Below are 24,624 nucleotides of genomic sequence, written 5' to 3' on the forward strand. Positions count from 1 at the left end.
GAGGAGATCACCATGTCCGATCAGTGGGACGTTATTGTCGTCGGCGCGGGAAGCGCCGGTTTGCCGGCGGCCATTCGCGCCGCCGAGCGCGGTGCCCGGGTGTTGCAGGTCGAGGCTGCCGACAAGATCGGCGGCACTCTTTTCCTGTCGTCGGGCCAAATCAGCGCGGCCGGCACCAAACGGCAGAAAAAGCTCGGCATCGAGGATAGCGCGAAGGACCATTACGACGACGCCCAGCGTATTGCCGAAGGGACCATCGACCCGACCCTGGGCAAGCTCGCGACCGACAACGCCGGCGCGACCTACGACTGGCTGGAGTCCTTGGGCTATGAGCCCTTTCCCCACATGCCGGTGGCCGGTGGCGCGCACGAACCCTATTTGACCAAGCGCTATTACTGGGCCGAAACCGCTGCCGTCGCAATCCACGACGTGCTCAAACCGGTCCACGACAAACTCGTCGCGGGCGGCAAGATCGATCTGCGCTTGAATACCCGGATGACCGGGATCGTGACCGATGCGGCGGGCGCCGCCGTCGGCGTCACGGTCGAAACGGCGGGCGGCAAGAGCGAAACCCTGCACGGCCGCAACATCGTCGTCACCACCGGCGGCTACGCCCACAACGCCGAGCTGTGGAAGGAAATGACGCCGGACATCCCGCTGCGCGCCTACACCAACGACTACTCGCGCGGCGACGGCTTGATCGCGGCGCGCAAGATCGGCGCCCATGTCGACGGCGCGGACACGTTCCTATGCACTTTCGCCGGTGTGTTGAACGATCCCAAAGACCCCTACTCGACGGCGCTTGGGATGCAGTTCTCGCCGCAGGTCCGCGAGCCTTGGGAGATTTACGTCAACACCGACGGCAAGCGGTTCGTGCGCGAGGATCACCCCAGTGTCGATCACCGCGAGCACGCTCTATTGGCGCAAAAGAACCAGCAAATGTTCATCGTGTTCGACGACGGCATTCGCCAAAACGCACCGGCGCTCAATCCGCTCGACCCCAAGCTGCACGAGAAGTTCGGCAACCATCCGCACTACAGCAAAGCCGATACCTTGGGCGGGCTGGCCCAACAGATGGGCGTCAACGCTGCCAACCTGGAGGCGACGGTCAAGGCCTACAACGCCGCCGTCGACAGCGGCACGGACAAGGAGCTCGGACGCATCCGCATGTTCCGCAAGATCGAGAAAGGTCCGTTCTACGCCATCCACGCCGGCGGGATCACCGTAGTCAGCCCGGCCGGGCTGAAGACCGACGGCACCTTGCGGGTCCTGAAGGCCGACGGCAAACCGATCCCCAACCTCTATGCCGCAGGCGAAGTGCTGGGCTTCGGTCGCCTGTCGGGCCGCGCCTTCGTCAACGGCATGTCGCTGATGCCGGCGTTGACCTTCGGGCGGTTGCTGGGGGAAAGCCTGCTGAACTGGGAAGGCGCCCGGGCGGCTGCGGAATAAACGCGATCGTCCTCTTGAACCTGTGGCCGGGGTTCGCCCGGCCACAGTCGTTTTAGTCCCAAACGATACGAGCGATGACATGGGCAAACCCCTCGACGGGAAAACGGCGTTGGTCACCGGTGGCGGCGGCCCGGCCATGGGCAGCGCCCACTGCCGCGCGCTCGCGGCCAAGGGCGCCCACGTCATCGTCCAGGACCTGCGCGAAGACCACGCCGCGGCGGTGGTCGCCGACATCCATGGCCATGGTGGCTCGGCGGAGGCGATGGCGGGAGACATCACCCAACTCGACGACTTTCTACTGCGCCTGACCGAAGCAATCTCGTCGACCGGCGGCATCGACATCCTGGTCAACCACGCCGGGATCAGCGGGCTATCGACACCGCTGGAAGAAATCGACCAAGACTTCTTCGAGCGCATGATGAATGTGCATGTGAAGGGCTCGTTCTTCATCACCCAAGCCGTGGTGCCGGCGATGAAGACGAAGGGTTACGGCAAGATCGTCAACGTCGCCTCGGAATTTTGCCTCTACGGCAGCCCCTCCGCATCGCACTACACGGCGGCGAAGTCGGCATTGCTGGGCCTGACCAAGTCGTGGGCGCGCGAACTCGCGCCCTTCGGCATCCGGGTCAACGCGGTGGCGCCGAGCTTGATGGAAAGCGAGCTGACCCGCGCCAGCGTCGGCGACGCCTTCTTGCAAGCCGAGGCCAAGGCCGCGCCGTTCGGACGCCTGGCCTTACCCGACGAAGTGGCGGGCGTGGTCGCGTTCCTGGCGGGCCCCGAAAGCGACTTCATTTCGGGGCAGACCATCAGCCCCAACGGCGGCCACACCATCGTCGGCATCTGAGCGCCACAGTCTTGCCGTACTGCACCGGTACCAAGACGACGACGCGAACCGGGGCAACATCACATGAATGAGATTCTGATTATCGGCGCCGGCATGGCCGGCCTGCCGTGCGCGATCCGCGCCGCCGACGGGGGCGCGCACGTCACGCTGATCGAGGCCGCCGACGATGTCGGTGGCAAGCTGCCGCGCTCGTCGGGGCAAATCTCGGCCGCGGGCACCCGCCTGCAACAGGCCAAGGGCATCGCCGATACGCCCCAAGAACATTTCACCGACGTCATGCGCATTTCCCACGACACCGCCGATCCCGCCATCGTGCGCGTCGCGGTCGACCATGCCGCCGCAACCGTCGATTGGCTGCAAGACATCGGCGTGCCGTTCCCGCCCGATCATCCGGTGATCAGCTACAACCACGACGTCTATCGCACGCGGCGCTATCAGTGGCCGGTAAAGAAGGGCCAATCGATTCTGGACGCGTTGCGCCCGCTCTTGGACGCGCATATTGCGGCAGGTCGCATCGATCTGCGTTTGCGTACCGAGCTGACCGGCATCGCGCGCGGGGGCGACGGCGCCGTGACCGCCATGACAGTGCGCGACCGCGGTAAAGCCGATACCACGCTGAAGGCCGACGCCTATGTGCTGTGCGCCGGCGGCTACACCAACGACCCCGAATTGTTCCGCGCGTTGACGCCGAAGAAGCCGGTCTATGCCGCCAAAATCCCGATCTCGACCGGCAAGGCGCTGCGCGTGGCGCAGGCCGCCGGTCTGCGCATCGACGGCGGCGACCTCTATATGGGCATGTTGGGCGGCGTGCTGGCCGATCCCAACGACCCGCTCTCGGTGACCTTCGCGCTCAACACCGTGCCGCAGGACCGGCCGCCCTGGGAGATTTGGGTCAACCGGTCGGGCGAACGCTTCACCCGCGAGGACCACCCGAGCGCGACGCGGCGCGAGCATGCCGTCAACGCCCAGGACGGGCTGACGTTTTTCATCGTGTTCGACGAAGGCGTCCGCCAGAACGCGCCGCCGATCACGATGGCCAAGGACGCCGCGCTGAAACAACTGATCGCCAGCAACCCGGCCTACGCGCGGGGCGACACGATCGAGGCGCTGGCCAGCCAAATCGGCGTCCCCGCCGACCGCCTCGCCAACACCATCGGCCACTACAACGAAGTGGTCGCGATGGGCGAGGACCGCGCCTTCGGGCGCGAGAGTTTGCCGCGCGCGATCGATACCCCGCCCTACTACGCGATCCAGTCGGTCGCCTTCGCGATGCCGAGCCCGGCCGGGGTCGCGGTCGACGACACCTTGCGCGCGCGTGACACCGAGGGCCGCGCGGTCGCGAACCTATTTGCCGCCGGCGAAATGATCGGCAACACCCGGTTGATGGGCAACGCCTATATCTCGGGCATGGGCGTGGGCCCGACCGTGACGTTCGGACGGATTCTAGGCGAGCGCCTCGCAGCCGCCTGAAGCGCACCCGCCCGGGCAAATCTAACTGTGGATAACCGCCGCGCGCGGGTGCCGCGCGCGGCGCGCGCGTGGCATCATGCGGCCATGTCCCCCACCGCCGCCCAAAAACCTGCCAAAAAATCCGATCCCGCCAACCGCCGCCGCGTCTACCTGATCGACGGCTCGGGCTACATCTTCCGCGCCTACCACGCGCTGCCACCGCTCACGCGCAAGCGCGACAAGCTGCCGGTGGGCGCCGTCGTGGGCTTCGCCAACATGCTCAACAAATTGTTGGAGGACCATTTCGTCACCGGCGAGGGCACCCACATCGCGGTGATCTTCGACAAGGGTGCCGAATCCTTCCGCAACGACATCTACGACCAGTACAAGGCCAACCGCGCCGAAACCCCCGAAGACCTCGCCCCCCAATTCGCCTATATCCGCGAGGCGACGCGCGCCTTCAACGTGCCCGTGGTCGAGGAAGCCGGGTTCGAGGCCGACGACATCATCGCGACCTACGTTCGGGTCGCGCGCGAACACGGCGACGAGGTCGTCATCGTGTCGTCCGACAAAGACCTGATGCAACTCGTCGGCGGCCACGTCACCATGTTCGATCCGATGAAGTCGCGCCCCATCGGCCCCGACGAAGTCCAGGAGAAATTCGGCGTCGGGCCCGACCGGGTGATCGATGTGCAGTCGCTCGCGGGCGATTCGGTCGACAACGTGCCGGGCGTGCCAGGCATCGGCATCAAGACCGCGGCGCTCCTCATCAACGAATACGGCGATCTCGATACGCTGCTGGCGCGTGCCGGCGAGATCAAACAGAACAAACGCCGCGAAAGCCTGATTGAGTTTGCCGACCAGGCCCGTCTGTCGCGCGATCTCGTCACCCTGCGCGAGGACTGCGCGGTCGATCACGCGCTCGACGACTTCACCTTCAAGACGCCCGATGTCGATGCGTTGCTCGCGTTCCTCGACGACATGGAATTCACCGCCATCGCCAAGCGCGTCCGGGTCAAGTTCGGGGTCGACGGCGAGACCGCGCCGCCGCCGCCTGCGGCCGCGGTCGCCCCCGACAAAACCGTCACCACCGCCCTCACCGACGAGGCCGCGCTGCACCAATGGATCGACCATGCCCGCGCCCGCGGCCGCGTGGCGATCGTCACCCACACCGCGGCGGGTCATCCGGTGCGCGATCCGTTGGTCGGCATCGGCCTTGCGGTCGATCCGGGCACGGCCGCCTGGGTGCCGATGCGCAACCCGACCGAGCGCCAGCGCGATTTGCTCGACGGTCCCGGCGAGGACGGCCCGGGCCTACCACGCGACACCGTACTGGCCGCGCTCAAACCGTTGTTGGAGGACGCCGCGGTCCTCAAGATCGGCCAGGACGTCAAACGCGCCGCCATTGCGCTGGGGCGGTACGGCATCGCGCTGGGCCCGGTCGACGACACGATGATCCTGTCCTACGACCTCGAAGGCGGCCTGCACGCGCACGACCTCGGGCGCATCGCCGCCGAGTATTTGGACCGCCCGGTCACCGAGATGAAAACCCTGCTCGGCACCGGCAAGGCCGCGGTGACCTTCGGCGCGGTCGCGCTCGACCAGGCCACCGCGTTCGCGGGCGAAGAGGCCGACACCGCGCTGCGCCTGCACGGCGTCCTCAAGCCGCGCCTCGTGCCAAGCCGCGTCGTTGCGGTGTATGAGACCCTCGACCGCCCCATCGTGCCGGTGTTGGCCGCGATGGAGCGCGCCGGCATCAAGGCCGACCCGAAAACCCTGCACGCCATGTCCAAGGATTTCGAGGGCCGCCTGGCCGACCTCGAAAAACAAATCCACAAACTCGCGGGCCGTGACTTCAACGTGGGCTCGCCCAAACAACTCGGCGAGATTCTGTTCGAGGACATGGGCCTGGAAGGCGGCAAAAAGGGCAAGGGCGGCGCCTGGGGCACCGGCGCCGACGTCCTGGAGAACCTCGCCGGACAGGGCATCGACCTCGCCGAGCGGGTGCTCGACTGGCGGCAAATCTCGAAACTCAAGAACACCTATACCGACAAGCTGCCGGGCGAAATCAATCCCGAGACCGGCCGCATCCACACCACCTACGACATTGCGGTGGCCAACACCGGCCGGCTGTCGTCGAACGATCCCAACCTGCAAAACATCCCGGTGCGCACCGAAGAGGGCCGCAAGATCCGCCAGGCCTTCGTCGCCGACAAAGGCCATGTCCTTCTATCGGCCGACTACTCGCAGATCGAATTGCGTTTGCTCGCCCACATGGCCGACATCCCGCAGCTCGACAAAGCCTTCAAGGACGGCATCGACATCCACGCGATGACCGCGTCCGAGGTGTTCGGCGTCCCCGTCGAAGGGATGAACCCCTCGGTGCGCCGTCGCGCCAAGGCGATCAACTTCGGCATCATCTACGGCATCTCCGCCTTCGGCCTCGCCCGCCAGCTCAAAATCCCGCAGGGCGAGGCGCGCGATTACATCGCCGCCTATTTCGAACGCTTCCCCGGCATCCGCGGCTACATGGACCAACAAAAAGAGCTGTGCCGCGCCCAGGGCTACGTCACCACCCTGTTCGGCCGCCGCATCCACCTCCCGGCCATCGCCGAGAAAAATCCCGTCCACCGCGCCTTCGCCGAACGCCAAGCCATCAACGCCCCCCTCCAAGGCGCCGCCGCCGACATCATCAAACGCGCGATGATCGTCCTGCCAGGCGCCTTAGCCCAGGCGAAGCTCAACGCCAAGATGCTCCTGCAAGTCCACGACGAACTGGTCTTCGAAGTCCCCGAGGCGCAAGCCGACGACACCCGCGCGCTGGTCAAGAACGTCATGGAACACGCCGCAAGCGCGGTGCACCTCACGGTACCGCTGGTCGTCGAAGCCGGCACCGGCCAAAACTGGGACGAGGCGCACTAGCCAGAACGTTGGCACGCGCTACTATCTTACCGAATCGAATACCAAGCGAATCGATTTCGAAGGCGAGAACTCGTTAGCTGACACGCTTTAGTTGTGGAATGAAACGGCCGGTCGTTAGAATTGCGGTATGGTGAATACTCTCGATTGGTCGATCCTAGATGGACGACTCGTTCTCGAAGCAAAGGAACTCGGCCTTACGCAGGCAAAGGACGCGCTTCCTGCCTTTCTGATCCATCAACTCCTCGACCTGACTATTGAAGAAGCTGGAGATTGCCGAACCGATCAGTCTGGTGATCGCGGAATTGACGCGTTCTTTCTAGATGAACGTGACAGCCAGTGTGTCCTTCATCTTTTTAACTGCAAGTATGTGAGGGTTCCAGAAAGGTCAATACGCAACTTTCCAGGTAACGAGATCGACAAAGTTAGTTCGTTTGTCGAGGACTTGCTGGGAAAGAATACGCAAGCCCTTCAAGCGAGCTGCCACCCAGAACTGTTCAGCAAAGTTCAGTACCTTTGGAAGCATTTCGCAAGGCCCGACTTCAGAATCCATATCTACTTTTGTTCGAACCAGCGAGAGTTCGCTGTGGCCGAGGAAAGGCGTTGCAGAGAGAAGTTCCGGAAGTACTCATTCATTTCGTTCCACGAATACCCTCTTGCCAGGATCGTCGACGAGCTTGTTCGCAAGTCTGAGCGCACTGTTTCTGGCAATCTTCAGATTTTCGGGGAGCAGAGCTTTGCTCGAATAGATGGCGCCTTTCGTGGCCTCGTTGGTACTTCGACGGCAACACAGCTTGTTCGCTTAGTCAGCCGTGAGGGAGAACTCGGCCAAATCAACCTCGACGCATTCAACGACAACATTCGTGTGTTTCTGGGGATCACAAACGCTGTAAACAGAAGCATCTACGCCACGGCTTTGGAAAGTTCCAACGATTTTTGGTACCTCAACAATGGAGTGACAATCGTCTGTGAGCGGTTCCAGTACAACCCCGGACTGGCGAGTCCCATAGTCCATCTTCGTAATTTCCAGATCGTCAACGGCGGTCAGACCTCCAACGCGCTGTATGAGGCTTGGAAGCGCGACCCAGGAAAGATGGACAAGGTCTACCTCTTGGTGAGGATTTACGAAGCCGAAGACCCCGAGATCAAGCTGAAGATCGCCGCTGCAACCAACACCCAGACACCTATCAAGGGTCGCGACCTTCGTTCAAATGAGCCAATTCAGAAACGCTTGGAGGAGGGGCTTCGTTCGATGGGGCTCTACTATGAGCGAAAGAAGGGCCAATACAGCAAGGAGCCGGCTGACAAGAGAATCGACGCCCTTAGAGCAGCTCAGACTTACATTGCCTATTTCGTTGGGGAACCAGAGAAGGCAAAGACACAATCGGACCGTGTCTTTGGCGAGTGGTACGAGAAGATATTTAACAGCTTAATGACGCCGGAACGCATCTACACGAGCACCGTTCTTGGCAAGATACTCGAAGAGAAGAAGAGCGAAACGAAGAGGAGCTTGAGAGGTCGCTCAAGCGACACACCTCATGAAGATGAATTCATCGTCGAGGGTCTCTTTCATGTTTTGTTTGTGGCTGGCTTAATATGTAGACGGGATGGCGTTTCCTTAGATGATTTCGCTCGCGCCCAGGAGAAACTTGAGGAAGCAATCTCCAGAACGCGGGAAATAGCTAACAAGTACCGATCTCAATCCTTCTACCGTTTCTTTAGGAGCATTAGGGCCAAAGAAATCCTGAGAGCAGAAATTCTCGGCAACGATCAGCAGGACCTCTTTGATGACTTTGCAACGCGCCTATAGAATCGTGCCCAACATTCGCATAGCGCTGCTTGAGACGCGAGCATCTGAAATTTCTTCTCCCCCACCCCTCCCGTCCCCGTCAAAATCCGCAACAATCCCCAACTATCCGCCCATCGCCTCGATGTAGGCGCGCAGGTTGGAGACGTACATGTCCTGGCGCCGCTCCATCTTGGCGACGGCGGGTTGGTTGACATGCAGCGTTTCGCCCAACCCCCGTTGCGCCGCGCCAGCGGCGCGCCTCTTGCAGCGCATGTGGGGACCGCCAAACGTGATCATGGGGACAGAGACTGTGATTGGAACGCGCGCGCCCTAGACGCCATCTCTCTCGGACCATCCATTTCAATCCGAAGGGAATGTCCCATGATCGTCTCCGACGCCAAGGCCGCTGCCAACCGCGCCAACGCGCAAGCTTCCACCGGGCCGCGCACCGCCGCGGGCAAATCCCGGGTGCGGCGCAATGCCTGCACCCACGGGCTTTATGGCGCCACCGCGCCCGATCGCGGCGAGGACGGCGATGCGTTTTCCCGGCTCCACCTCGACTACCAAGACCGTCTGCTGCCGCGCGGCCCGGCCGAGGACGCGCTGGTCGCGCGGCTTGCCTCGATCATGTGGCGCCTGGCGCGGGTGCCCGGGGCGGAACACGCGGTCTATGCCGCGCACGAACAGGACTTTGTGCCTGACGACGATTCGGGTGCCGAGATCGCGGTCGACTTGCCCGACCTGTGGGGCCGGGCGCACGGCGCCGGCGCAATGGAGTCGGCGCTGGCCCGGATCAACCGCCACGAGGCGCACCTCCAGCGCATGGCCAAGCGCACCCTGGAGACGCTCGCCGCCCTGCAAGCGCTGCGCGTCGGCGACGCCCCGAGCGATCTGTCCCACGAAGAGTCGCTGGAACAGGAAAGCCAGGACCTGATGTACGAAATCGGTGCCAACCTCGACCGGCACGAAGAGTCCGAACGCGAAGGGGTGATGTGCGGCTACCTGCAAGCCCTGCGCGAACACACCGGCATCGACCTTGCCATCGTCGAACCCGACGGCTCGTTCGCGGTCATCACCTCATGACGCGCCGGGACACGCGGTGCCCTCCATCGGCGAGGCGCGCCCCCACCAGCCACCAATCTGCTCATCCTGAGGAGCATCGCGCCAGCGATGCGTCCCGAAGGACGCACACACTGGGGAGGCCCGATGAAACCCTAGGCAAACAGCGGCAGTTGGCTTTGTTCCGTCCTCCGAGACGCGCCCTTGAGGGGCGCTCCTCAGGATGAGCTCATGGTTGTTCTTGCAGCGTTCTCGACCGGTGGGTTGCGTTGTCGCGCCCTCAGCGGGCACCGACCTGCTCATCCTGAGGAGTCCCGCCCGGAAGGGCGGGGCGTCTCGAAGGACGTTTGACGCCGCGCGAGAGTGCGTAGGGCGGCGGCGTTGCCCGCCATGTAGGCTTCTTTCTTGGCCCGGCTCCACCCCTTGAGGCGGCGCTCCATGAAGATCAGATCGCGGGGGTCTTCGAACTCCTCGACATAGATCAGTTCGAGTGGGCGGCGCGCGGCGGTGTAGGTGCTTTCGTCGGCGTGGTGCTGGGCCAAGCGGCGGTCGAGATCGTGGCGCGCACTGCCGACATAGTAGCGTCCGTCATGGCACCGCAGGACGTAGAGATAGCATTGCATAACGGTGGGTTATGCGGGGGCCAGAGCGTCCTTCGAGACGCGCCCCTCACGGGGCGCTCCTGAGGATGAGCTCTTTTTCCTTCTGGTTTCTTTGGGCGTGCGGGAAGGACTAGAGAGTGAGCCGCCTAGGCGTCGGCGGGGGGCTTGCCCTTGATGAAGCGTTTGTCGCAATAGGGGCAGTCGATCCAGCCGTCCTTGCCGAGGTTGAGGTAAACCAGCGGGTGGCCCAGGTCGCCGCCGTCGCAGCGCACGGTTTCGGTATCGACGTAGACCGTTTCCGGTGCGTCGCTGTTGATCGTCGACATCGCTGCGGGGCCCTCTTGGTACGCGGATCGGGACGGCGCGGTGGCCGCCCGCCCGAATGATAGGCGATTGCGCTTTGCGCGCAACCGAATCGCCACAAAAGCGGAGGCCCGACGGGTCTTTTGGGGGCGGCGCGCGGTCGTTGAACAGTTCGGACGCGCTCGCGTAGGGTAGCCTCCGAAACCGAAGGAGATTGGATGACCCCGATTCGTTTGGAACGCACCGCGGGCGCCGCGGTTCTTACCCTGGACCGCGCGCCGGTGAACGCCATGAACCTTGCCCTGTTGCAAGCGCTGGCCGAGGCGGCGCGGTCTTTGGCGGCCGACCCGCCGCCGCGCGGGGTGATCGTCACCGGGGCCAACGGCACGTTTTCGGCCGGGGCCGACCTGAAGGAAGTGCCGGCCTACGACGCGGCCCAGCGGGCGCAACTCAGCGCCGCCGCGGGCACCGCCTTTCGCACCCTGCACCGCCTGCCGGTGCCGACCGTCGCGGCCCTGCCGGGCCATGCCATCGGCGGTGGGTTGGTGCTGGCCCTGACCTGCGACCGGCGCCTCGCGGTGCCGGGCGACTACCGCCTCGGTCTGCCGGAGATTCGGGTGGGGGTGGCTTACCCGGACGCGGCCTGGGCAATCGTCGATGCCGAACTCGACGTCACAACCAAGCGCCGGCTGGTGCTGGACGGCGCACCGATCGATCCGCACCGCGCCGCCGATTGCGGCATCCTCGACGCGTTGGTGCCGGCGGGCGAAATTCTGGATCACGCTCTAGCGTTGGCCGCGGAGCTGGCGCAGGCGCCGGGCTATGCCGCGGTCAAGGCGCAACTGCGCGGCGACCCGGTTTGATCTCGCCGCCCCGTGATCGCGCCAACGCTTGACGCGGCGCGGCGCCATCCTTAGTTGGTGCCAGGCCCGCGACGTAAAGGACACCCCGCCCCGTGATGCCCCGCGACCAAGGCCCGATTTACCTCGAAACCATGATGGGCCGCTTTCCGGTCGAGCCGTGGAATACCGCCTCTAACCTGTTGTTCCTGGCGATCATCGTGTTTTGGTTTGTGCGCGTGCGCGGCGAGGTCCGGCAGCACCGCTTCATCGCCTACAGCTTGCCCGTGCTGGTGGTGGGCTGGGTCGGCGGTACGATCTATCACGCCACGCGGTCGGCCAACGTCTGGCTGTTCATGGACTTCGTACCGATTGCGCTGCTGGTGATGGCGGTGGCGATCCTTTTCTGGCGTCGCCAAGGCGTGCGCTGGGGGTGGGTGCCGCTGTTGGTGTTCGGGCCATTCGCCGCAGTGATGACGGCGATGAGCATCCTCGACATGCCGGACTCGGCGCGGCCCATCGCGGGCTATCCGGTGCTGGCGATATCGATCCTGCTGCCGGTGCTGCGCTATTTGTGGCAGACCGGCGGCGCCGAATGGCGTTTGGTGGTGGCCGCGCTGGCGCTGTTCACGGTCGCCGTGGCGTTCCGCTCGGTCGACGGGCGGATGTTCGTGGCAGTGCTGCCGATGGGCACGCACTGGCTGTGGCACACCTTTGGCGCCGCCGCGGTGCAGGTGTTGATCTTGTTTATTTGGCGCAGCGATCTGCGCGAAGCCGACGCCCGCCGCCGGTGAACCGCGCTAGAAGCCCGGCGGAAACAGCACGAAGAAAAGCGAGATCGTCGCCACCGACAGCACCGTCGAAACCAACGTGACCGACGACGTGCGCAACACGTAGATGCCGTAGGTCTGGGCCAGCACGAACCCGCCTGTACCGGTCGGCAACGCCGCCATCATCACTGCCACCGTCGCCCATAGGGGTTCGGTGGGAAAAACGACGAAGACCATGAGCGCGGTGAGCAACGGGTGAACCGCGAGCTTGGTCACAGTCATGGCGCCGACTTCGGCCTTGCCCTGGGACAACTGCTTGCCGACCATGAACAGACCGATCGAGAACAGCGCACACGGGCCCGCCGCCGCACCGAGAAGACTAGTGAACCGCTCGATCGGCACCGGCAGGCCCCAGCCGGTGAGCGCAAGGGCGAGGCCGGCGAGCGGCGCCACCAGCAACGGATTGCGCGCCAGCGTCCGGGCCAGATGGCGCGCGACGCCCGCCGGCCCGTTGGTGCCGCTACGGCCCCATTCGATCAGCACCACCGCGATCGCCACCATGACCGCGGAGTTGATGACGACGACGACAACCGCGGGCAGCGCCGCCGCCGGGCCGAACGCCGCCAGCGCGAGCGGAATACCCATGTAGCCCGAGTTCCCGTAGACGCCGTTCATCCCATGCAACGCGGCCTCGGGCAATGTGGCGCCGAACGCGACGCGCGCGAAAACGATTGCCGCCAGCCAAATGATCAGCACCCCGCCCAGGAAACCCGCGATGAATGGCCAGTTCAACACCGCCGCAAGATCGACCGTAGCCATCGCCCGGAACAGAAACGCCGGCAGCGCGACCCAATAGACGAAGCGGTTGAGCGCCTCGCTGCTGGCCGCGCCGAGCAAACCGCGCCGGCCCGCGAGGTAGCCCACGGCGATGATGGCGAAGACGGGAAAGACGACGGTGAGGATTGCGTGCATGGGGGGCCAGAGTCGAGGAGCGGGCCGCCGGGGATGGCAGACCGCAGGGGAGACGGGCTCGCTTCTCGCAGGTTGCGGCGATAGGTGCAACGGGGGGTGGGGGCGGTTGGGACCATTCCGGGCGCGGACGGCACCGCGCCCCTCGCACTTACTGGGCGGCGCGCTCTTGGCGCTTATTGTGTCGCGCGCTCTTGGCGCGACCGCCCCGGATCAAGAAAGGTCGCTTAACACACCCCTAGTTCAGCTGGATAGTGCGCATCTGCGCCTGCGCGGCCGCGAAGCGCGCGAGTTTGTCGGGGTTGCGGACGATATAGATTCCCGCAACGCGTCCAGTTGCGTCGAGGTCGAACGAGACGGTCTGTTCGAGGCGGTCGCCGACGAAGACCAGAAGCCCCGGCGCACCGTTGATCTCAGCGACGGTGGCGCGCAGCTTGTCGGGCACGTACAACTTGCGCAGGATACCGCCCAGCACGTCGGCCACCCGGTCGCGGCCGACCAGCGGATCGCGCACCGCGGGTACCTTGCCGCCGCCGTCCGAGATCAGCACCACATCCGCCGCCAACGCATCGACGATGGGGGTGACGTCGCCGGTGGCGCGGATCGAATCGAACGCGGCACGGAACGTTTCGATCTGCGCCACCGAAGGAGCGTAGCGCGGCTTGTCGGTTTGAAGCGCTTTGCGCGCCCGCGCCGCCAACTGGCGACAAGCGTCGGGCGTTCGCTGCAAGGTATCGGCGATCTCGTCGAAAGTGAAGTCGAACAGGTCGTGCAGGAACAGCGCTGCGCGTTCGGCCGGCGACAGGCGCTCGAGCGCGCGCATGATCGCGAAAGACAGATCAAGCCCGTATTCGTCTGGCATTGCGGCGCCGGCAATCGGCTCGGGCAGCCACGCACCGACATAGGTCTCGCGCCGTTTCTGGGCAGACTTGAGGCGGTCCAGCGCGAGGTTGGTGACGATGCGCGCGAGGGGGCGCGCCGCCTCGCCCTTGAGCGTCATGGCGGAGAAGCGCACCCACGCTTCCTGCGCGATGTCCTCCGCCTCGGCGGTAGACCCGAGGAAACGATAGGCGAGGCGCAGTAGCCGCGGCCGCACGGCAAGGAAAGCGGCGAGATGCGGATCGTCCGGCAACGCCATTTCAGGGACGGTCCGCGGCGACGGCATCGAAGCGACGCACATGCTCGCTCACCGGCGCACAGGCCTGCGCCACGCCGAGGCCGCGCTTGAGCGAGGGATAGAACCCGGCCCCGGCAATCGCCGCCGCCAGCCCCGCCCGACCACGCACGCCCCAACGGCGCTGTACCGCCTCGCCCAATTCATTGAGGCGATGATCCCAGGTGACGACGGCAGAAGCAAACGCAGCGGCGAGGCCGACGCCGGTCGGCTCGTCCTCAGGGACGCTCTCGAGCAACACCGCGCGGACGGTCTCGCGGCGTACGCCAGCGCGGCGCGCCATCTTCATCACCAGGTCGAGGCACGTTCCGCAGTCGGCTTGGCGCACTGCGACGAGCAGGCCGGCGAAGTAAACCTCGACCGGCAGGCCGAAGCGGTGGGCGGCGAGCGCCTGCGCGATCTGGATCCGTATGGCTCCCGGCGCGTCGACATCGGCGATCGCACGGAGATGGTCGACGTTGTAGGCATAGCGCCGCTCGAACGCTGCAAGCGCCAGCCGAATCATGTATCGCAGCATCATGTACTCCTCTCAACGGTACGGGCGCGGAACAGGGGCCACATACCGAGCGCCGCCGGGAGGACGACCGTCGCGACGATGACCAGCGTGAGCGACAGGCTGGCATGGTGGGCCAGCAGGTCCCACAGATGAAGGAAAGCATGGCCGCCAAGAAAGACAGCGGCGACCACGACCAAGCTCAGGGAGACACGGCGTGGCACCACAGCGAGGGCCAGCGCTGCGGCCGCCGCTAAAAAACCTATACCGGTATCCTGGACGAAGTGTGGATTGAGGGCGCCGGTCTCGTCGGCTCCCGGCGTCGCCGCGTACCATTCGGCGGGCGCCATCAGCATGAATACCCCGTTGAAACCCCAATAGACGGCCAGTAGGGCGAGCAAGATGCGCATGTTCTTCCTCCTGTTTCCCTCTCTACGAGGCAGACCGGGACGATGTGACATGGTCGGCGGCTATTTTTTTCGGCCCTGGGTCGTTTGGCATCCGGCGCAGGGCCGGGCGGGCTTGGCGTGCGCCGGGGGAATCAAGTAAGGTCGCCCCACGCACCCGTAGCTCAGCTGGATAGAGCGCTGCCCTCCGAAGGCAGAGGTCACACGTTCGAATCGTGTCGGGTGCGCCAATCTTTTCAGCTACTTAGCTCAATTCAGAAAATTCCAATTTCCTCGCGGTAAGCACTGGGTAAGCACATCTCAGGCGAATGAGGTCTGCTAATGACCTTGTTTACTCGGAATCAGCTGCCCGGCCCGGCCCCTGGAGCTGTCGAAGTCACCCTTAAAGTACCCCTAATAACTCACAGGATTCCTAATCCTGGGGTCGCAGGTTCGAATCCTGCCGGGCGCGCCACTTTTTTAGCCGCACCACGCGTCGGGGTACCATTTGGGGTACCACGCGACACGAGTCGTGACGGCTTGTGCGCCCGCGACGTTCTAGAGAGGACTGGCTCACGAGACAGCGATTAGGCTTGATTTGTGGAACGTGTATTTCGCAGCGAAACGTGGGCGAGGCCCCTCTGAAACTTATCGCCATGTTCGCCCCATAGACATCCTGGACGAAGCGACTGAGATCCGGACTATGGCCAAAACCTGGCAGCCATAACAACGCAGCTATCAAGTGCCGGAGCCGGCCGCAACCAGCCGGCTCATGGGAACTTCTACATCCAACGCCGCTCCAGCCCTCTCGATCGACCAAACACCCTGCCACGGATATCAGAACAATATCCGAGTGCCGATCAGGACAAAGAATGCGTCGTCATCTTCGCCTTCAGCTTTTCGTAATGTCGATGTCTCGCCGAAAGCGCGCTCGTAGTGCACGCCTAAATATGGGGAGATAAGCTGGTCCCTGTAGCTCAGCCGCGCACCGATTTCGGCCGTGGGCCCTAGGCCTCTCGCAATGACCGCTCCGGATAACCTCCGGCAGGGGTGGAGCGGGATCATCAGATGTGCGGGGCGGTTGCTGCGCCGACGGGCAGCCACCAAACCGTCGCGGTCTAAATTCGAAATGACCATCTGATCGTCCTGGAGGGTTTCGAGAGGATCCCGCCCAGCCAACTGCGACCCCGATCAACCAAATACCGCTTAAACCTATAGTAACTGTAGGTCCTATAAGTCCGAATGAAATTGTCGATTCGAGGGCTCGGTCAAAGCACTCCTTCACTCGGCAAAGGGAGGGAGATCGTGAACTTCCGTGGATCAAGATCGCACGCACCAGAGCCGCCAACTTGCCCCTGGCGTCTACTCCCCCGACTAGATCGGCTCGTCGCAAATCTTCGAGGTCTCGTGCACAACCGCGCCACCTCTTTTCTTCAAGACTCAGCGTCTTGCCTACGTCCAGCAGCGATCGCGTCCGGGTTACTGGAGGTGCCGCTCATAGACCAACTACAGGAACGTGACCCCCAGGCAGCACGTCTAAACGTGGAGATATAGAAGATGAGAACTGTAGGAATCTTCATAGCGATTGTACTAATCGCGCCGGCGCCATTTGGAGCCCGCGCTGCAGACCGCGACGCAGGTTACCAATACGGGGGCCAAGCGTTTCTTGGCGAAGAACTACCACCTCTATTAAGGCAGAAACTTTTCGAGATCGATCTCGAGACGAACGAGCAGCGCAAACAAGCGATCGACCAGTTTATCGTCGAAAAGTTTTTGGCGGAACGCGCAGCGTTGCAAGGACTGTCCGCTAGTCAAGTTCGTCAACAATTGCTTTCGGTCCCAGTGCCCAGCGATGCAGAGGTCCGAGCGTTCTACGAAAACAACAAACAACGAATTGGTCGGCCATTCGATCAAAGCAAGAACGACATTGCCGACTACATTAAGGGACAAAGAGAGCTGGCGAAAACCCAAATCCTGTTGGGTCGAATCAAGGCCGAAAAACAGTATGAGGTCATCCTGCCGACACCGAAGCAGCCACAGTTCGAGATTGCTACAGAAGGGTTTCCCTATAGAGGCAATCCGGAGGCCAAGGTAACGATCGTTGAGTTCGCAGATTATCAGTGTCCCCACTGCAAGGCAGCGATAGCGGTCCTTTCACGGCTCGCAAAAGAATTTGGCGACAGCATCCGCATCGTGTACAGAGACTTCCCGGTCAACCGTTCCGGAATCTCTCGGGAGATCGCGAAAGGCGCCTCCTGCGCGGATCAGCAGGGTCGCTTTTGGGAATATCATGATCTCGCGTTCGAGTATCAAGATGTTCTCGCGACCGACTCCCCCGCAGCGTTTGCCCGTGACCTATCGCTCGATACACAAGCGTTCAAGCAATGCTTAGACGCACCTCAAACCGAATCCAGGGTTGCCAACTCCTTCGCCGAAGCAGTTGCACTCGGCCTTTCGGGCACACCAACGTTCTTCGTCAACGGTCGGCAACTTCACGTTCATGGCGACCTTGAAGGTCCGCTTTTGGATGCTGTGAAGGTCGCTCTGCAGGGTGAATGATAAAATACCGCACCGGACGCAACACCATCTGTCGTGGGCCAACCGATGCGGCACTTCCTGGACCGCGCTTCCGCTAGTAGGACTGAGTCTTGCGTTCGCCGTGGCAACGGTCCCGGGACTAGCTTTCCTGGATGCAGAGCGCCGCGAGCCGATCGTTAAACATCCGACGGTAGGGAGCTCTGACCTAGGAATACAAGGAGAACGGCCAAGGTCGGACCAAGGATTGTCGGGCCCGTTACCGATTAAGGAGGATTCGAATCTTCGGACCGTGCGCCTTGTGCTGGACGTCGGCGACACTCTCATCGCCAAGCTGAGGGAAGCAGGAACTCCCTACCAAGAGGCCTACGGCGCGAGTAAAGCCCTCGCGCCCATTCTCGATCTGAGAAAGCTGAAAGCAGGCCAGGTCGTCACCTTGACCTTAAGAATCGGCGGCAAAGAGGCGCGGGAGGTGCATCTCGAGAGCCTCGCCCTGGTCCCCGAAACCGACCGCATGGTCTTGGTCGAACATCAAGAGAAGGGACGGTTTCGCGCCAGCCCACGGGCCGTCGAGCATGCGCCGCGGCTCATCTCGGTGGTGGGCTATATTGCAACGAGCCTCTACGACGCCGCACGTGCTCGGGGCGTACCAACGTCTATCCTGCGACAAGCATACGGTAGCCTTGGCCACATCGTCGATTTTCAGCGCGACATCCGCGCGGGCGATATGTTCGTACTAGGCTACGAGATACTCGACGACGGCAAGGATGGCGGCAGCCATCCGGGCAATCTCGTCTATGCCTTACTCACATTGGGAGACCGAACGATCAGCGGTTTTCGATACACGACCAGCGACGGCTACACCGGTTTGTTCGACCCCGAGGGCCGTAGCATTGAGGCCAGTTTGATGAAAACACCGGTCGAAGGCGGGCGGCTTTCCTCCCTGTTCGGACAGCGTGACCATCCCGTCCTCGGCTACACGCGTAAGCACAAGGGCCTGGATTTCGCGGCCCCCCGTGGCGCAGCAATCCTTGCCGCCGGCGACGGTATTATTGAGCGGCGCAGTCGGAACGGAAGTTTTGGGAAATACGTACGAATCCGACACGACTCAAAATACGCGACAGCTTACGCACACTTGGATCGTTACGCAGACGGGCTCGCGCGCGGCGCCCTCGTACGACAAGGCGATGTCATTGGGTATGTTGGAACGACCGGGCTGGCGACCGGTCCAAACCTGCATTACGCAGTGCTAGCCGATGGCATCCCTGTCAACCCGATGTCATTAGGCTTGCCAACACGTCGCATCTTGGATGGCGAAGAGAAGGGACGGTTTTTACAGGCCATAACCGACCTTCGAGCGTCGTTGAAATCCGCGAGGGCTCCTGCCAACGATCGGGCTGACGCAGACGCTACAAGGAATGAGGCGGTCGAATCTGCGAAGGGGGGGGATGGACGGTTGAGTAAGGAGTACCACCTAGCGGGTCCACAAGTTGTCCTCCGCGTTGTCCCGATAGACAACGCGTTAGATCGCCTGGTGGAGGGATTTTGGCGGGGTAAGAAATGAAAGAGGAGACGAAAGCGAATCGAGGTACAGCCCTCGAAAAACCGGCGTTGGCTTTGGGACGCGCGCGCTACCTAGTGCCCGTAGCCGCGTTTTTCGTCATCGCTGTTGCGCTAGGAATCGGGCTGACTCTGCGACCACGAGAGATTCCTTCGGCCTTGATCGGCAAGCCGGTTCCCGAGTTCGTGCTCCCTCCCGTGCAAGGGCGAAACCTTGGGCTATCGACGGTGGATCTAAGGGGGCAGGTGTCCCTCGTGAACGTATTTGCTTCGTGGTGCGTCCCGTGCCGCGCAGAGCATCCGCTTCTCATGGAAATCGCCCGCCGCAACGTCGTTCCCATTTTCGGCCTCAATCAAAGGGACAACCCAGAGGATGCAGAGCGCTGGCTAGCCACATTTGGCGACCCCTACACACGAACCGGCGCCGACCTCGATGGCCGTGCATCGATCGAATGGGGCGTCTACGGCGTACCCGAAACCTTCGTCATCGACGCAAAAGGCATTATCGCACACAAGCATATTGGACAGATGACGGCCAAGGATGTGGAGAAAACCATTCTTCCGATGGTCCGCCGACTGCAACGGGAAGCGGCGGCAATGGCGGGCGCCGGCGAGGAATAGCCCGCCTCTCGACTGCGCCTCACCGCGTGGCGACATCGTCGGCTAGTAAGTCGCGCCCAGCCGCCTTTCGAATGGTTTCGAGCACCCGCGCTTCGTTGAGCAATTCGGGCAGCAGCAAACCGTTCGGGGCGTCTGGTCCGTAGATGGCGTTGAAGGGAATGCCGAACCGGTTGAAGGACGTGAGGTAGCTGGCGATGCGCTCGTTAGGATTTGTCCAGTCGCCTTGCATGGCTACTACATCTGGGTGGCGCAGAATCAGGGCAGCACGGCCACGATCAAGCACAAGTTTCTTATTGACAAGACAGGTCACGCACCAATCCGCCGTGACATCGACGAAGACAACTTTGCCGTCAGCGACGAGCCCCGGAATGGCTTCCGGCCTGAATGCCTGCCAAATTGCGCCATCTACTTTGTCCGCGGCTTCGGTCCGTGCATCCACCCACTGCGGGGTCAACATGGCGGCAATGCCAAGCGCAAGCACGGCCGCCGGAGCGACACGTCGGATCGACTGTGCCGGATAGCGGTTCCTTGCCCACAAGACCGCCACCGCCGCAAGCATCAGGCCGCCGACGATAAGTGCAATGCTGGGACGGCCGCGTGGCTGCTGTCGATCCTCGCTGGCCAACTCGGCGCCGTGATCAGCGCGAGTCCGAGAATCCGTTTCACGGTCACCATCCAGGCGCCTGGTCTCGGTAGCTTGGTTGCGAGAGCGGGAACCGACGCGACCAGTAAATAGGGTATAGCCATGCCGGCGCCGAGCGCTGAGAAGATGAGGTAGGTTTCGAACGTCCCGCGGGTCAACGCGAAACCAACGGCGGTACCTAGGAAAGGCGCCGAGCAGGGCGTCGCCAAAATGGTCGCAAAGATGCCCGTACCGAAGGACCCCGCGAGCCCCTCACCGTCAGTCGACCGTCCGCCCGGGAGCTTGGTGGCGAGCGCAGCCAAACGCGATGGCAAAACAACGTCGAACAAGCCCCACATGTTCGCTGCGAACAGCGTGATCAGCAGCGTCATGGCGACGATGAACAACGGCTGCTGGAATTGAATGCCCCAACCAACAGCCACACCCACCGCTTGAAGGCCGACGAGAAACGTCGCAAGGACCACGAACGCAAACAAGATCCCAGCGGCTGAAGCCAGGAAACTTCTGCGAACAGGGCCGCGCTCACCACCACCATGTTTGACGACGCCGAGCAGCTTGACGGAGAGCACCGGCAGCACACATGGCATGATATTGAGAATCAAACCACCGAGCAGGGCAAGGGCGAGAACTACGGGGAGCGGAAGAAAAGAAACGTCCTCAGGCTGACCCACGTTGACAACGAGCACTTGCTCGACCGCCCGACCGCCATCAACGACAGTCATGGTAAGTTCGTTTCCTACCAATGGCGGCTTCGTCTCTTCATTGCCAAGCAGCGACAATTCCACCGGCACCTGCATTACCGCGCGGGTTCCATCTCCAGTGATACGCACCTTGGGTGGAAGAAACCGATAGTCCTTCGGTCCTTCCACAAGAACGTCGGGTTCGGTGAAAGGAAATGCAGAGGTCGCCGCGACCTGAAGCCGCTGAGCGCCACCGACCTCGACTATTTCGGCTCTTTCGACAGCAAGGCCGAAACCGGTCCCTCGTGTTGGAACCTTGGCCATGGCGCGACCGATCAAAGAACTGAGGTTCGACGGTTCGCCGCCCTGCGGAAGCCCGAGGTTCAGGACGACATCGTGCAAGACACATTGCTCTTTGCAGGTCTGAAAGTTTACAGCGGCGCGAATGTCGGTGGCGCCGCCGGGTTTGGTGACCCGCGCCGGAATCGGCAGGACGACCTCGTCCTTGTATCCAAAGGTATCGATCCCGAAGATTTTGAAACGGCCAGGCAGCGGCCACTGGATCGTTGCGTCGGCTTATTCATTCAGGCCTGCAGGAAAGGAAACACTCATGGCGCGACTCCTGTCAACTTTGATCCTGGATGAACCAGCGCAGCAGCGCCAAGGCTTCCGGTGTATCCCATTCGGCACCACCCTCGAGCCTTCCGCGCTCTTGTCCTTGGCGATCGTAAATAATCGTCGTCGGCATAACCGTGACCCGAACGGCGCGAGCGAGAGCGCTTTGGGCATCGAGGTATAAGTCTAGATTTCTAAGGCCCAACCTTTCCGCAAATGGGCCCGCAATGGATTTGCCGCCTTTGTCGATATTGACCGCCACAACGGTAAAGTCGCCGCCGGACAGTTCGGCCTGAAGACGATCAATGGACGGCAGCTCACGAATACAAGGTGCGCACCACGTCGCCCAGAAATTGACCATCACGACCTTGCCTTGAAAGTCTGCAAGCCTCACCAGGCCACCCTGGGAATCGCGCCAAGGAGTCACGGGCCCCGCGCCTCGTCCCTCGGCGAGGGCGAAGTTCTGGACCTGACCCTCGATCGGCGGCCCGCCAAGTGGCGCGTCGTTGAGCGGCCGCAAGAAAAGGACTGCAGCCGTCGCCACGACCGCCAGCGTGACAACCAAGACGATCCCACGACGATGCCGTTTCATTGCTAACTCCTTGACCACCGACGCACCAAGCAGACAATGCTGACCAGGAGCGACACGAAGAAAGCGGCGACCAGGTAGGCCAACGAATCAGTGAATGGCTCCGCTACCGAGAGGCCAATCGCGCTGAGGAACGGCAACCCTAAACATCCCAGCCCTGTCACAGCCGTGCCTCCTAAAGCGAGCTTCAGCATAGGAGGGCCCCTTCACCGGTTGATCTGCTGATCCGGAAAGAAAGCTTTGAACGCGAACGCGAAATCGACGCCGTACGGCCAGTCGACCAACGTCCCATCCGTTTCACGACGCTGCACCACCACGTTACCGATATCGACGCCTTGCGAGATCACGCCTGCATCCATGGCGGAGTTCTGGCCGGGCTCCCAGCTGATCACAAAACCGTCCTCCGTCTCGATCCGACGGTTTTCTCGCAGGAGGTCAAGGGCCCACGCTTCCTTCGTGCCGTTGCCGCTTCGGTCGATTGTGATCACTCGTGCAAGCGGGGCAACCTCGGTCGGCAGTTCCCCTTCAAAGAACGGATAGGGTCGGTCACGCGAATCGTATCCCGCGTAGGGGTTGCGGCCATAGGCACGCGACCGCGGGTTATTCGGCACCAAAACTTTAGCGTCTGGCGGCGCCCGTTCACGGAATCTTGCGATCGACTCGATCCGGTTGGGAATGATTTTGAGGCGCTTGCCGGTCATGTCGCCAACGACGGCCTCGCCAAGGAACTGCTGCCACCAGCTCTCAGTTTGACGGTCATACATAACCAGATCGGAAAACCGGAGTTTTCCGGTCGTACCGAAATCAAGGACTTGTCCTTCAACCCGGCGATCAAACACGATCGAACTGTTGCACAATGGACAGAATGTGATCGCCACCGGAATTCCGCCAACCGTGTCATTGACAATCTCGTGCCACATCAGGACCTGTAGAGGGTAGGCCCGCCACTCGCCTTCGATATTGAAGCTAATGACGGGTTCCGTATCGGCGAGCGCCGTTGCGTCGGCAACCGAAACAAACGCCGGGTCGTCGATCGCCGGTATCCCATCTTTTGGAGGGCCACCCGACAGGATTTCATCAAAGGGTACGGAGGCCTTGTCGAAGTTGGTTTGTGGCCATTCGGACCGCCAAACGTCGGGATTGGCCTGGGCTTAGCCGCCAGTGCCGGTCAACATGAACACCGTGAGAATTGTGGCGAATGCGCGACTTGGTCTTGTCATGGCACGGTCCTTCTTCGCGAATGAACGAAATGCAGGCTACGCGCGATGTGGAAACGCCGTAATGACCGCGGCATCAAACCTCAGTGAGTGAAGCAGGCTAATTGCGCACGTTTCTGTGTCCACGCCGACGCCAAAACACGAAACCCACCAACGCCGCCGCACCGAAGAGTCCAGCGAGACCAATGGTGCCTTGGGTTAGTTGGCGCGCCGACCAGGCGCGATTCGGAGCCACGAGCTGAGTATCCCGAGCACCCGCGGACGCCGGGTGCACATCGACATCGTTGGTCAGAGCATTCACGAACAGGGCCACGTTCGTAGGGTTGAAATTGAGTCCGTGATACCGCGCTCTCAAATTGCCCTCGCGGTCGATCACGTTTGTGACCGCCCCGTGCACCTGATTTCCGTCGTCCGTCGGTGTGAAAGCGAGGCGGTACTGTGCCGCGAGCTCGCGGGTCAGATCGGGCCGGTCGGCGCCACTCGTGAGAAAGACATAGTTGCGACGATCCACGGCTTGGTCCGCCATGTACTGTTCCAGCACATCGGGCGTGTCCTGCGCAGGATCCGTCGTGATCGCCACGAACTGAACTTGATCCAGCATGGGAGTCAAGTTAACACGCTCCTGTATCTCGACAATTTTTTGGGTGTGGAGCGGACAGATATCCGGGCAGGTCGCATAGATAAAATAGAGGACCACGACTTTGCCCCGGGAATCAGCCAGAGAAACCGCGCGGCCGGTCGAATCCTCAAGCACGAAGGCTGGCGCGGGGCGATTGTCGATCTCAACGTAAGGTTCACGGGCTAGCTGCTGCTGCTCGACCTCCTCCAGGGAGTGCGCGCCAGCCGAGAGCCCGGACGCCGCAACATAGATCAAGGCGGCAATGGCGCACGTGATGAATCGCATAGCGAGGGTCCCGTGGTACTGGTGATCGCCAGCGATCCTGATCCCAACCGCACGACCCGACCATGCGGCAATCTGGCGCAGGGTGGACTTCTTTGGCAACAACCGCCTTGCGATCCCGCAGGCACCTGATATCGTTTTGGCCATGGGACGTTCGTTGGCAACTCGTCTGTTGGTAGTTCTTCTCGGAGCCTGGTTTGCCTTCGGGGTAAACGTCT

24 protein-coding genes and 1 tRNA gene are annotated in these 24,624 nt (G+C 62.4%); 13 read left to right on the plus strand and 12 right to left on the minus strand.

Going from position 1 to position 24,624, the window contains the following annotated elements:
- Window positions 1-12: 12 nt before the first annotated feature.
- The 5 genes from RID42_03010 (at window position 13) to RID42_03030 (ending at window position 8,471) form a co-directional block, all read left to right on the plus strand.
- A complete protein-coding gene (locus RID42_03010) occupies window positions 13-1,449 on the plus strand; it encodes an FAD-dependent oxidoreductase (protein ID MEQ8246627.1) in 1,437 nt (478 codons plus the stop codon).
- Between the two features lie 79 nt (window positions 1,450-1,528).
- A complete protein-coding gene (locus RID42_03015) occupies window positions 1,529-2,293 on the plus strand; it encodes an SDR family oxidoreductase (protein MEQ8246628.1) in 765 nt (254 codons plus the stop codon).
- Between the two features lie 63 nt (window positions 2,294-2,356).
- The gene (locus RID42_03020) at window positions 2,357-3,763 is read left to right on the plus strand and encodes an FAD-dependent oxidoreductase (protein MEQ8246629.1); all 1,407 of its coding nucleotides are present in this window, start codon (window positions 2,357-2,359) and stop codon (window positions 3,761-3,763) included.
- An 84-nt stretch (window positions 3,764-3,847) separates the two neighbouring features.
- Window positions 3,848-6,664, plus strand: a complete 2,817-nt coding sequence (polA, locus tag RID42_03025) for a DNA polymerase I (protein MEQ8246630.1) — start codon at window positions 3,848-3,850, stop codon at window positions 6,662-6,664.
- Window positions 6,665-6,791: 127 nt separating this feature from the next.
- Window positions 6,792-8,471, plus strand: a complete 1,680-nt coding sequence (locus RID42_03030) for an AIPR family protein (GenBank protein MEQ8246631.1) — start codon at window positions 6,792-6,794, stop codon at window positions 8,469-8,471.
- A 102-nt stretch (window positions 8,472-8,573) separates the two neighbouring features.
- Here the strand turns inward: RID42_03030 and RID42_03035 are convergent, their stop codons facing one another.
- The gene (locus RID42_03035; protein MEQ8246632.1) at window positions 8,574-8,723 is read right to left on the minus strand and encodes a hypothetical protein; all 150 of its coding nucleotides are present in this window, start codon (window positions 8,721-8,723) and stop codon (window positions 8,574-8,576) included.
- Window positions 8,724-8,831: 108 nt separating this feature from the next.
- Between RID42_03035 and RID42_03040 the strand changes: the two genes are divergently transcribed.
- Entirely contained in the window at window positions 8,832-9,533 is a 702-nt protein-coding gene (locus RID42_03040) for a hypothetical protein (GenBank protein MEQ8246633.1), read from the plus strand.
- 275 nt (window positions 9,534-9,808) lie between these two features.
- Here RID42_03040 and RID42_03045 read toward each other — a convergent pair whose 3' ends face one another.
- Window positions 9,809-10,132 (minus strand): GIY-YIG nuclease family protein, encoded by a 324-nt coding sequence (locus RID42_03045; protein ID MEQ8246634.1) that lies wholly within the window; start codon window positions 10,130-10,132, stop codon window positions 9,809-9,811.
- A 125-nt stretch (window positions 10,133-10,257) separates the two neighbouring features.
- Window positions 10,258-10,437, minus strand: a complete 180-nt coding sequence (locus tag RID42_03050) for a zinc-finger domain-containing protein (GenBank protein ID MEQ8246635.1) — start codon at window positions 10,435-10,437, stop codon at window positions 10,258-10,260.
- A gap of 195 nt (window positions 10,438-10,632) precedes the next feature.
- Here RID42_03050 and RID42_03055 point away from each other — a divergent pair, with 195 nt between their 5' ends.
- Complete coding sequence (locus RID42_03055; GenBank protein MEQ8246636.1) at window positions 10,633-11,277, plus strand: enoyl-CoA hydratase/isomerase family protein; 645 nt, start codon at window positions 10,633-10,635, stop codon at window positions 11,275-11,277.
- Between the two features lie 92 nt (window positions 11,278-11,369).
- On the plus strand, window positions 11,370-12,047 hold the full coding sequence (locus tag RID42_03060; protein MEQ8246637.1) for a hypothetical protein: 678 nt from the start codon (window positions 11,370-11,372) through the stop codon (window positions 12,045-12,047).
- Window positions 12,048-12,053: 6 nt separating this feature from the next.
- Here the strand turns inward: RID42_03060 and RID42_03065 are convergent, their stop codons facing one another.
- The 4 genes from RID42_03065 to RID42_03080 all read right to left on the minus strand — a co-directional run bounded on the left by RID42_03065 (window position 12,054) and on the right by RID42_03080 (window position 15,069).
- Window positions 12,054-12,995: an AEC family transporter gene (locus RID42_03065; GenBank protein ID MEQ8246638.1), complete on the minus strand. Its 942-nt coding sequence runs from the start codon at window positions 12,993-12,995 to the stop codon at window positions 12,054-12,056.
- Between the two features lie 235 nt (window positions 12,996-13,230).
- The gene (sigJ, locus tag RID42_03070) at window positions 13,231-14,130 is read right to left on the minus strand and encodes an RNA polymerase sigma factor SigJ (GenBank protein MEQ8246639.1); all 900 of its coding nucleotides are present in this window, start codon (window positions 14,128-14,130) and stop codon (window positions 13,231-13,233) included.
- 1 nt (window position 14,131) lies between these two features.
- Window positions 14,132-14,683 (minus strand): hypothetical protein, encoded by a 552-nt coding sequence (locus RID42_03075; GenBank protein MEQ8246640.1) that lies wholly within the window; start codon window positions 14,681-14,683, stop codon window positions 14,132-14,134.
- A complete protein-coding gene (locus RID42_03080) occupies window positions 14,683-15,069 on the minus strand; it encodes a hypothetical protein (protein ID MEQ8246641.1) in 387 nt (128 codons plus the stop codon). Before RID42_03080 ends, RID42_03075 begins: the two co-directional genes overlap by 1 nt.
- A gap of 150 nt (window positions 15,070-15,219) precedes the next feature.
- Here RID42_03080 and RID42_03085 point away from each other — a divergent pair.
- The 4 genes from RID42_03085 (at window position 15,220) to RID42_03100 (ending at window position 19,761) form a co-directional block, all read left to right on the plus strand.
- A tRNA-Arg gene (locus tag RID42_03085) sits at window positions 15,220-15,296 on the plus strand.
- Window positions 15,297-16,602: 1,306 nt separating this feature from the next.
- Window positions 16,603-17,604 (plus strand): thioredoxin domain-containing protein, encoded by a 1,002-nt coding sequence (locus RID42_03090; GenBank protein ID MEQ8246642.1) that lies wholly within the window; start codon window positions 16,603-16,605, stop codon window positions 17,602-17,604.
- Window positions 17,605-17,827: 223 nt separating this feature from the next.
- A complete protein-coding gene (locus RID42_03095; GenBank protein ID MEQ8246643.1) occupies window positions 17,828-19,144 on the plus strand; it encodes a M23 family metallopeptidase in 1,317 nt (438 codons plus the stop codon).
- The gene (locus tag RID42_03100) at window positions 19,141-19,761 is read left to right on the plus strand and encodes a DsbE family thiol:disulfide interchange protein (protein MEQ8246644.1); all 621 of its coding nucleotides are present in this window, start codon (window positions 19,141-19,143) and stop codon (window positions 19,759-19,761) included. The genes RID42_03095 and RID42_03100 overlap by 4 nt, the downstream gene beginning before the upstream one ends.
- 19 nt (window positions 19,762-19,780) lie before the next feature.
- Here RID42_03100 and RID42_03105 read toward each other — a convergent pair whose 3' ends face one another.
- Together RID42_03105 and RID42_03110 are read right to left on the minus strand one after the other, a co-directional pair.
- Complete coding sequence (locus tag RID42_03105; protein ID MEQ8246645.1) at window positions 19,781-20,386, minus strand: thioredoxin family protein; 606 nt, start codon at window positions 20,384-20,386, stop codon at window positions 19,781-19,783.
- Entirely contained in the window at window positions 20,320-20,991 is a 672-nt protein-coding gene (locus RID42_03110; protein ID MEQ8246646.1) for a hypothetical protein, read from the minus strand. The genes RID42_03105 and RID42_03110 overlap by 67 nt, the downstream gene beginning before the upstream one ends.
- Here RID42_03110 and RID42_03115 point away from each other — a divergent pair.
- Window positions 20,938-21,729, plus strand: a complete 792-nt coding sequence (locus RID42_03115) for a hypothetical protein (protein ID MEQ8246647.1) — start codon at window positions 20,938-20,940, stop codon at window positions 21,727-21,729. The genes RID42_03110 and RID42_03115 overlap by 54 nt on opposite strands.
- Here RID42_03115 and RID42_03120 read toward each other — a convergent pair.
- From RID42_03120 to RID42_03130, 3 genes are all read right to left on the minus strand, one after another.
- Window positions 21,710-22,291: a TlpA disulfide reductase family protein gene (locus tag RID42_03120; GenBank protein ID MEQ8246648.1), complete on the minus strand. Its 582-nt coding sequence runs from the start codon at window positions 22,289-22,291 to the stop codon at window positions 21,710-21,712. The genes RID42_03115 and RID42_03120 overlap by 20 nt on opposite strands.
- 203 nt (window positions 22,292-22,494) lie before the next feature.
- The gene (locus RID42_03125; protein ID MEQ8246649.1) at window positions 22,495-23,361 is read right to left on the minus strand and encodes a DUF3179 domain-containing protein; all 867 of its coding nucleotides are present in this window, start codon (window positions 23,359-23,361) and stop codon (window positions 22,495-22,497) included.
- Window positions 23,362-23,605: 244 nt separating this feature from the next.
- Entirely contained in the window at window positions 23,606-24,553 is a 948-nt protein-coding gene (locus RID42_03130; GenBank protein ID MEQ8246650.1) for an SCO family protein, read from the minus strand.
- Window positions 24,554-24,624: the final 71 nt, after the last annotated feature.

It is taken from the genome of Alphaproteobacteria bacterium, from assembly GCA_040216735.1.
In the GTDB taxonomy this organism is placed as follows: Bacteria; Pseudomonadota; Alphaproteobacteria; order SHVP01; family SHVP01; genus CALJDF01.

Coding starts and splice junctions, on each gene's coding strand:
- RID42_03130 (MEQ8246650.1), bottom strand. CDS start 24,553: ATGGCCAAAACGATATCAGGTGCCTGCGGGATCGCAAGGCGGTTGTTG.
- RID42_03035 (MEQ8246632.1), bottom strand. CDS start 8,723: ATGCGCTGCAAGAGGCGCGCCGCTGGCGCGGCGCAACGGGGGTTGGGC.
- RID42_03100 (MEQ8246644.1), top strand. CDS start 19,141: ATGAAAGAGGAGACGAAAGCGAATCGAGGTACAGCCCTCGAAAAACCG.
- sigJ (MEQ8246639.1), bottom strand. CDS start 14,130: ATGGCGTTGCCGGACGATCCGCATCTCGCCGCTTTCCTTGCCGTGCGG.
- RID42_03080 (MEQ8246641.1), bottom strand. CDS start 15,069: ATGCGCATCTTGCTCGCCCTACTGGCCGTCTATTGGGGTTTCAACGGG.
- RID42_03115 (MEQ8246647.1), top strand. CDS start 20,938: ATGTTTGACGACGCCGAGCAGCTTGACGGAGAGCACCGGCAGCACACA.
- RID42_03020 (MEQ8246629.1), top strand. CDS start 2,357: ATGAATGAGATTCTGATTATCGGCGCCGGCATGGCCGGCCTGCCGTGC.
- RID42_03110 (MEQ8246646.1), bottom strand. CDS start 20,991: ATGCCATGTGTGCTGCCGGTGCTCTCCGTCAAGCTGCTCGGCGTCGTC.
- RID42_03090 (MEQ8246642.1), top strand. CDS start 16,603: ATGAGAACTGTAGGAATCTTCATAGCGATTGTACTAATCGCGCCGGCG.
- RID42_03040 (MEQ8246633.1), top strand. CDS start 8,832: ATGATCGTCTCCGACGCCAAGGCCGCTGCCAACCGCGCCAACGCGCAA.
- RID42_03010 (MEQ8246627.1), top strand. CDS start 13: ATGTCCGATCAGTGGGACGTTATTGTCGTCGGCGCGGGAAGCGCCGGT.
- RID42_03065 (MEQ8246638.1), bottom strand. CDS start 12,995: ATGCACGCAATCCTCACCGTCGTCTTTCCCGTCTTCGCCATCATCGCC.
- RID42_03055 (MEQ8246636.1), top strand. CDS start 10,633: ATGACCCCGATTCGTTTGGAACGCACCGCGGGCGCCGCGGTTCTTACC.
- RID42_03045 (MEQ8246634.1), bottom strand. CDS start 10,132: ATGCAATGCTATCTCTACGTCCTGCGGTGCCATGACGGACGCTACTAT.
- RID42_03075 (MEQ8246640.1), bottom strand. CDS start 14,683: ATGCTGCGATACATGATTCGGCTGGCGCTTGCAGCGTTCGAGCGGCGC.
- polA (MEQ8246630.1), top strand. CDS start 3,848: ATGTCCCCCACCGCCGCCCAAAAACCTGCCAAAAAATCCGATCCCGCC.
- RID42_03050 (MEQ8246635.1), bottom strand. CDS start 10,437: ATGTCGACGATCAACAGCGACGCACCGGAAACGGTCTACGTCGATACC.
- RID42_03015 (MEQ8246628.1), top strand. CDS start 1,529: ATGGGCAAACCCCTCGACGGGAAAACGGCGTTGGTCACCGGTGGCGGC.
- RID42_03030 (MEQ8246631.1), top strand. CDS start 6,792: ATGGTGAATACTCTCGATTGGTCGATCCTAGATGGACGACTCGTTCTC.
- RID42_03120 (MEQ8246648.1), bottom strand. CDS start 22,291: ATGAAACGGCATCGTCGTGGGATCGTCTTGGTTGTCACGCTGGCGGTC.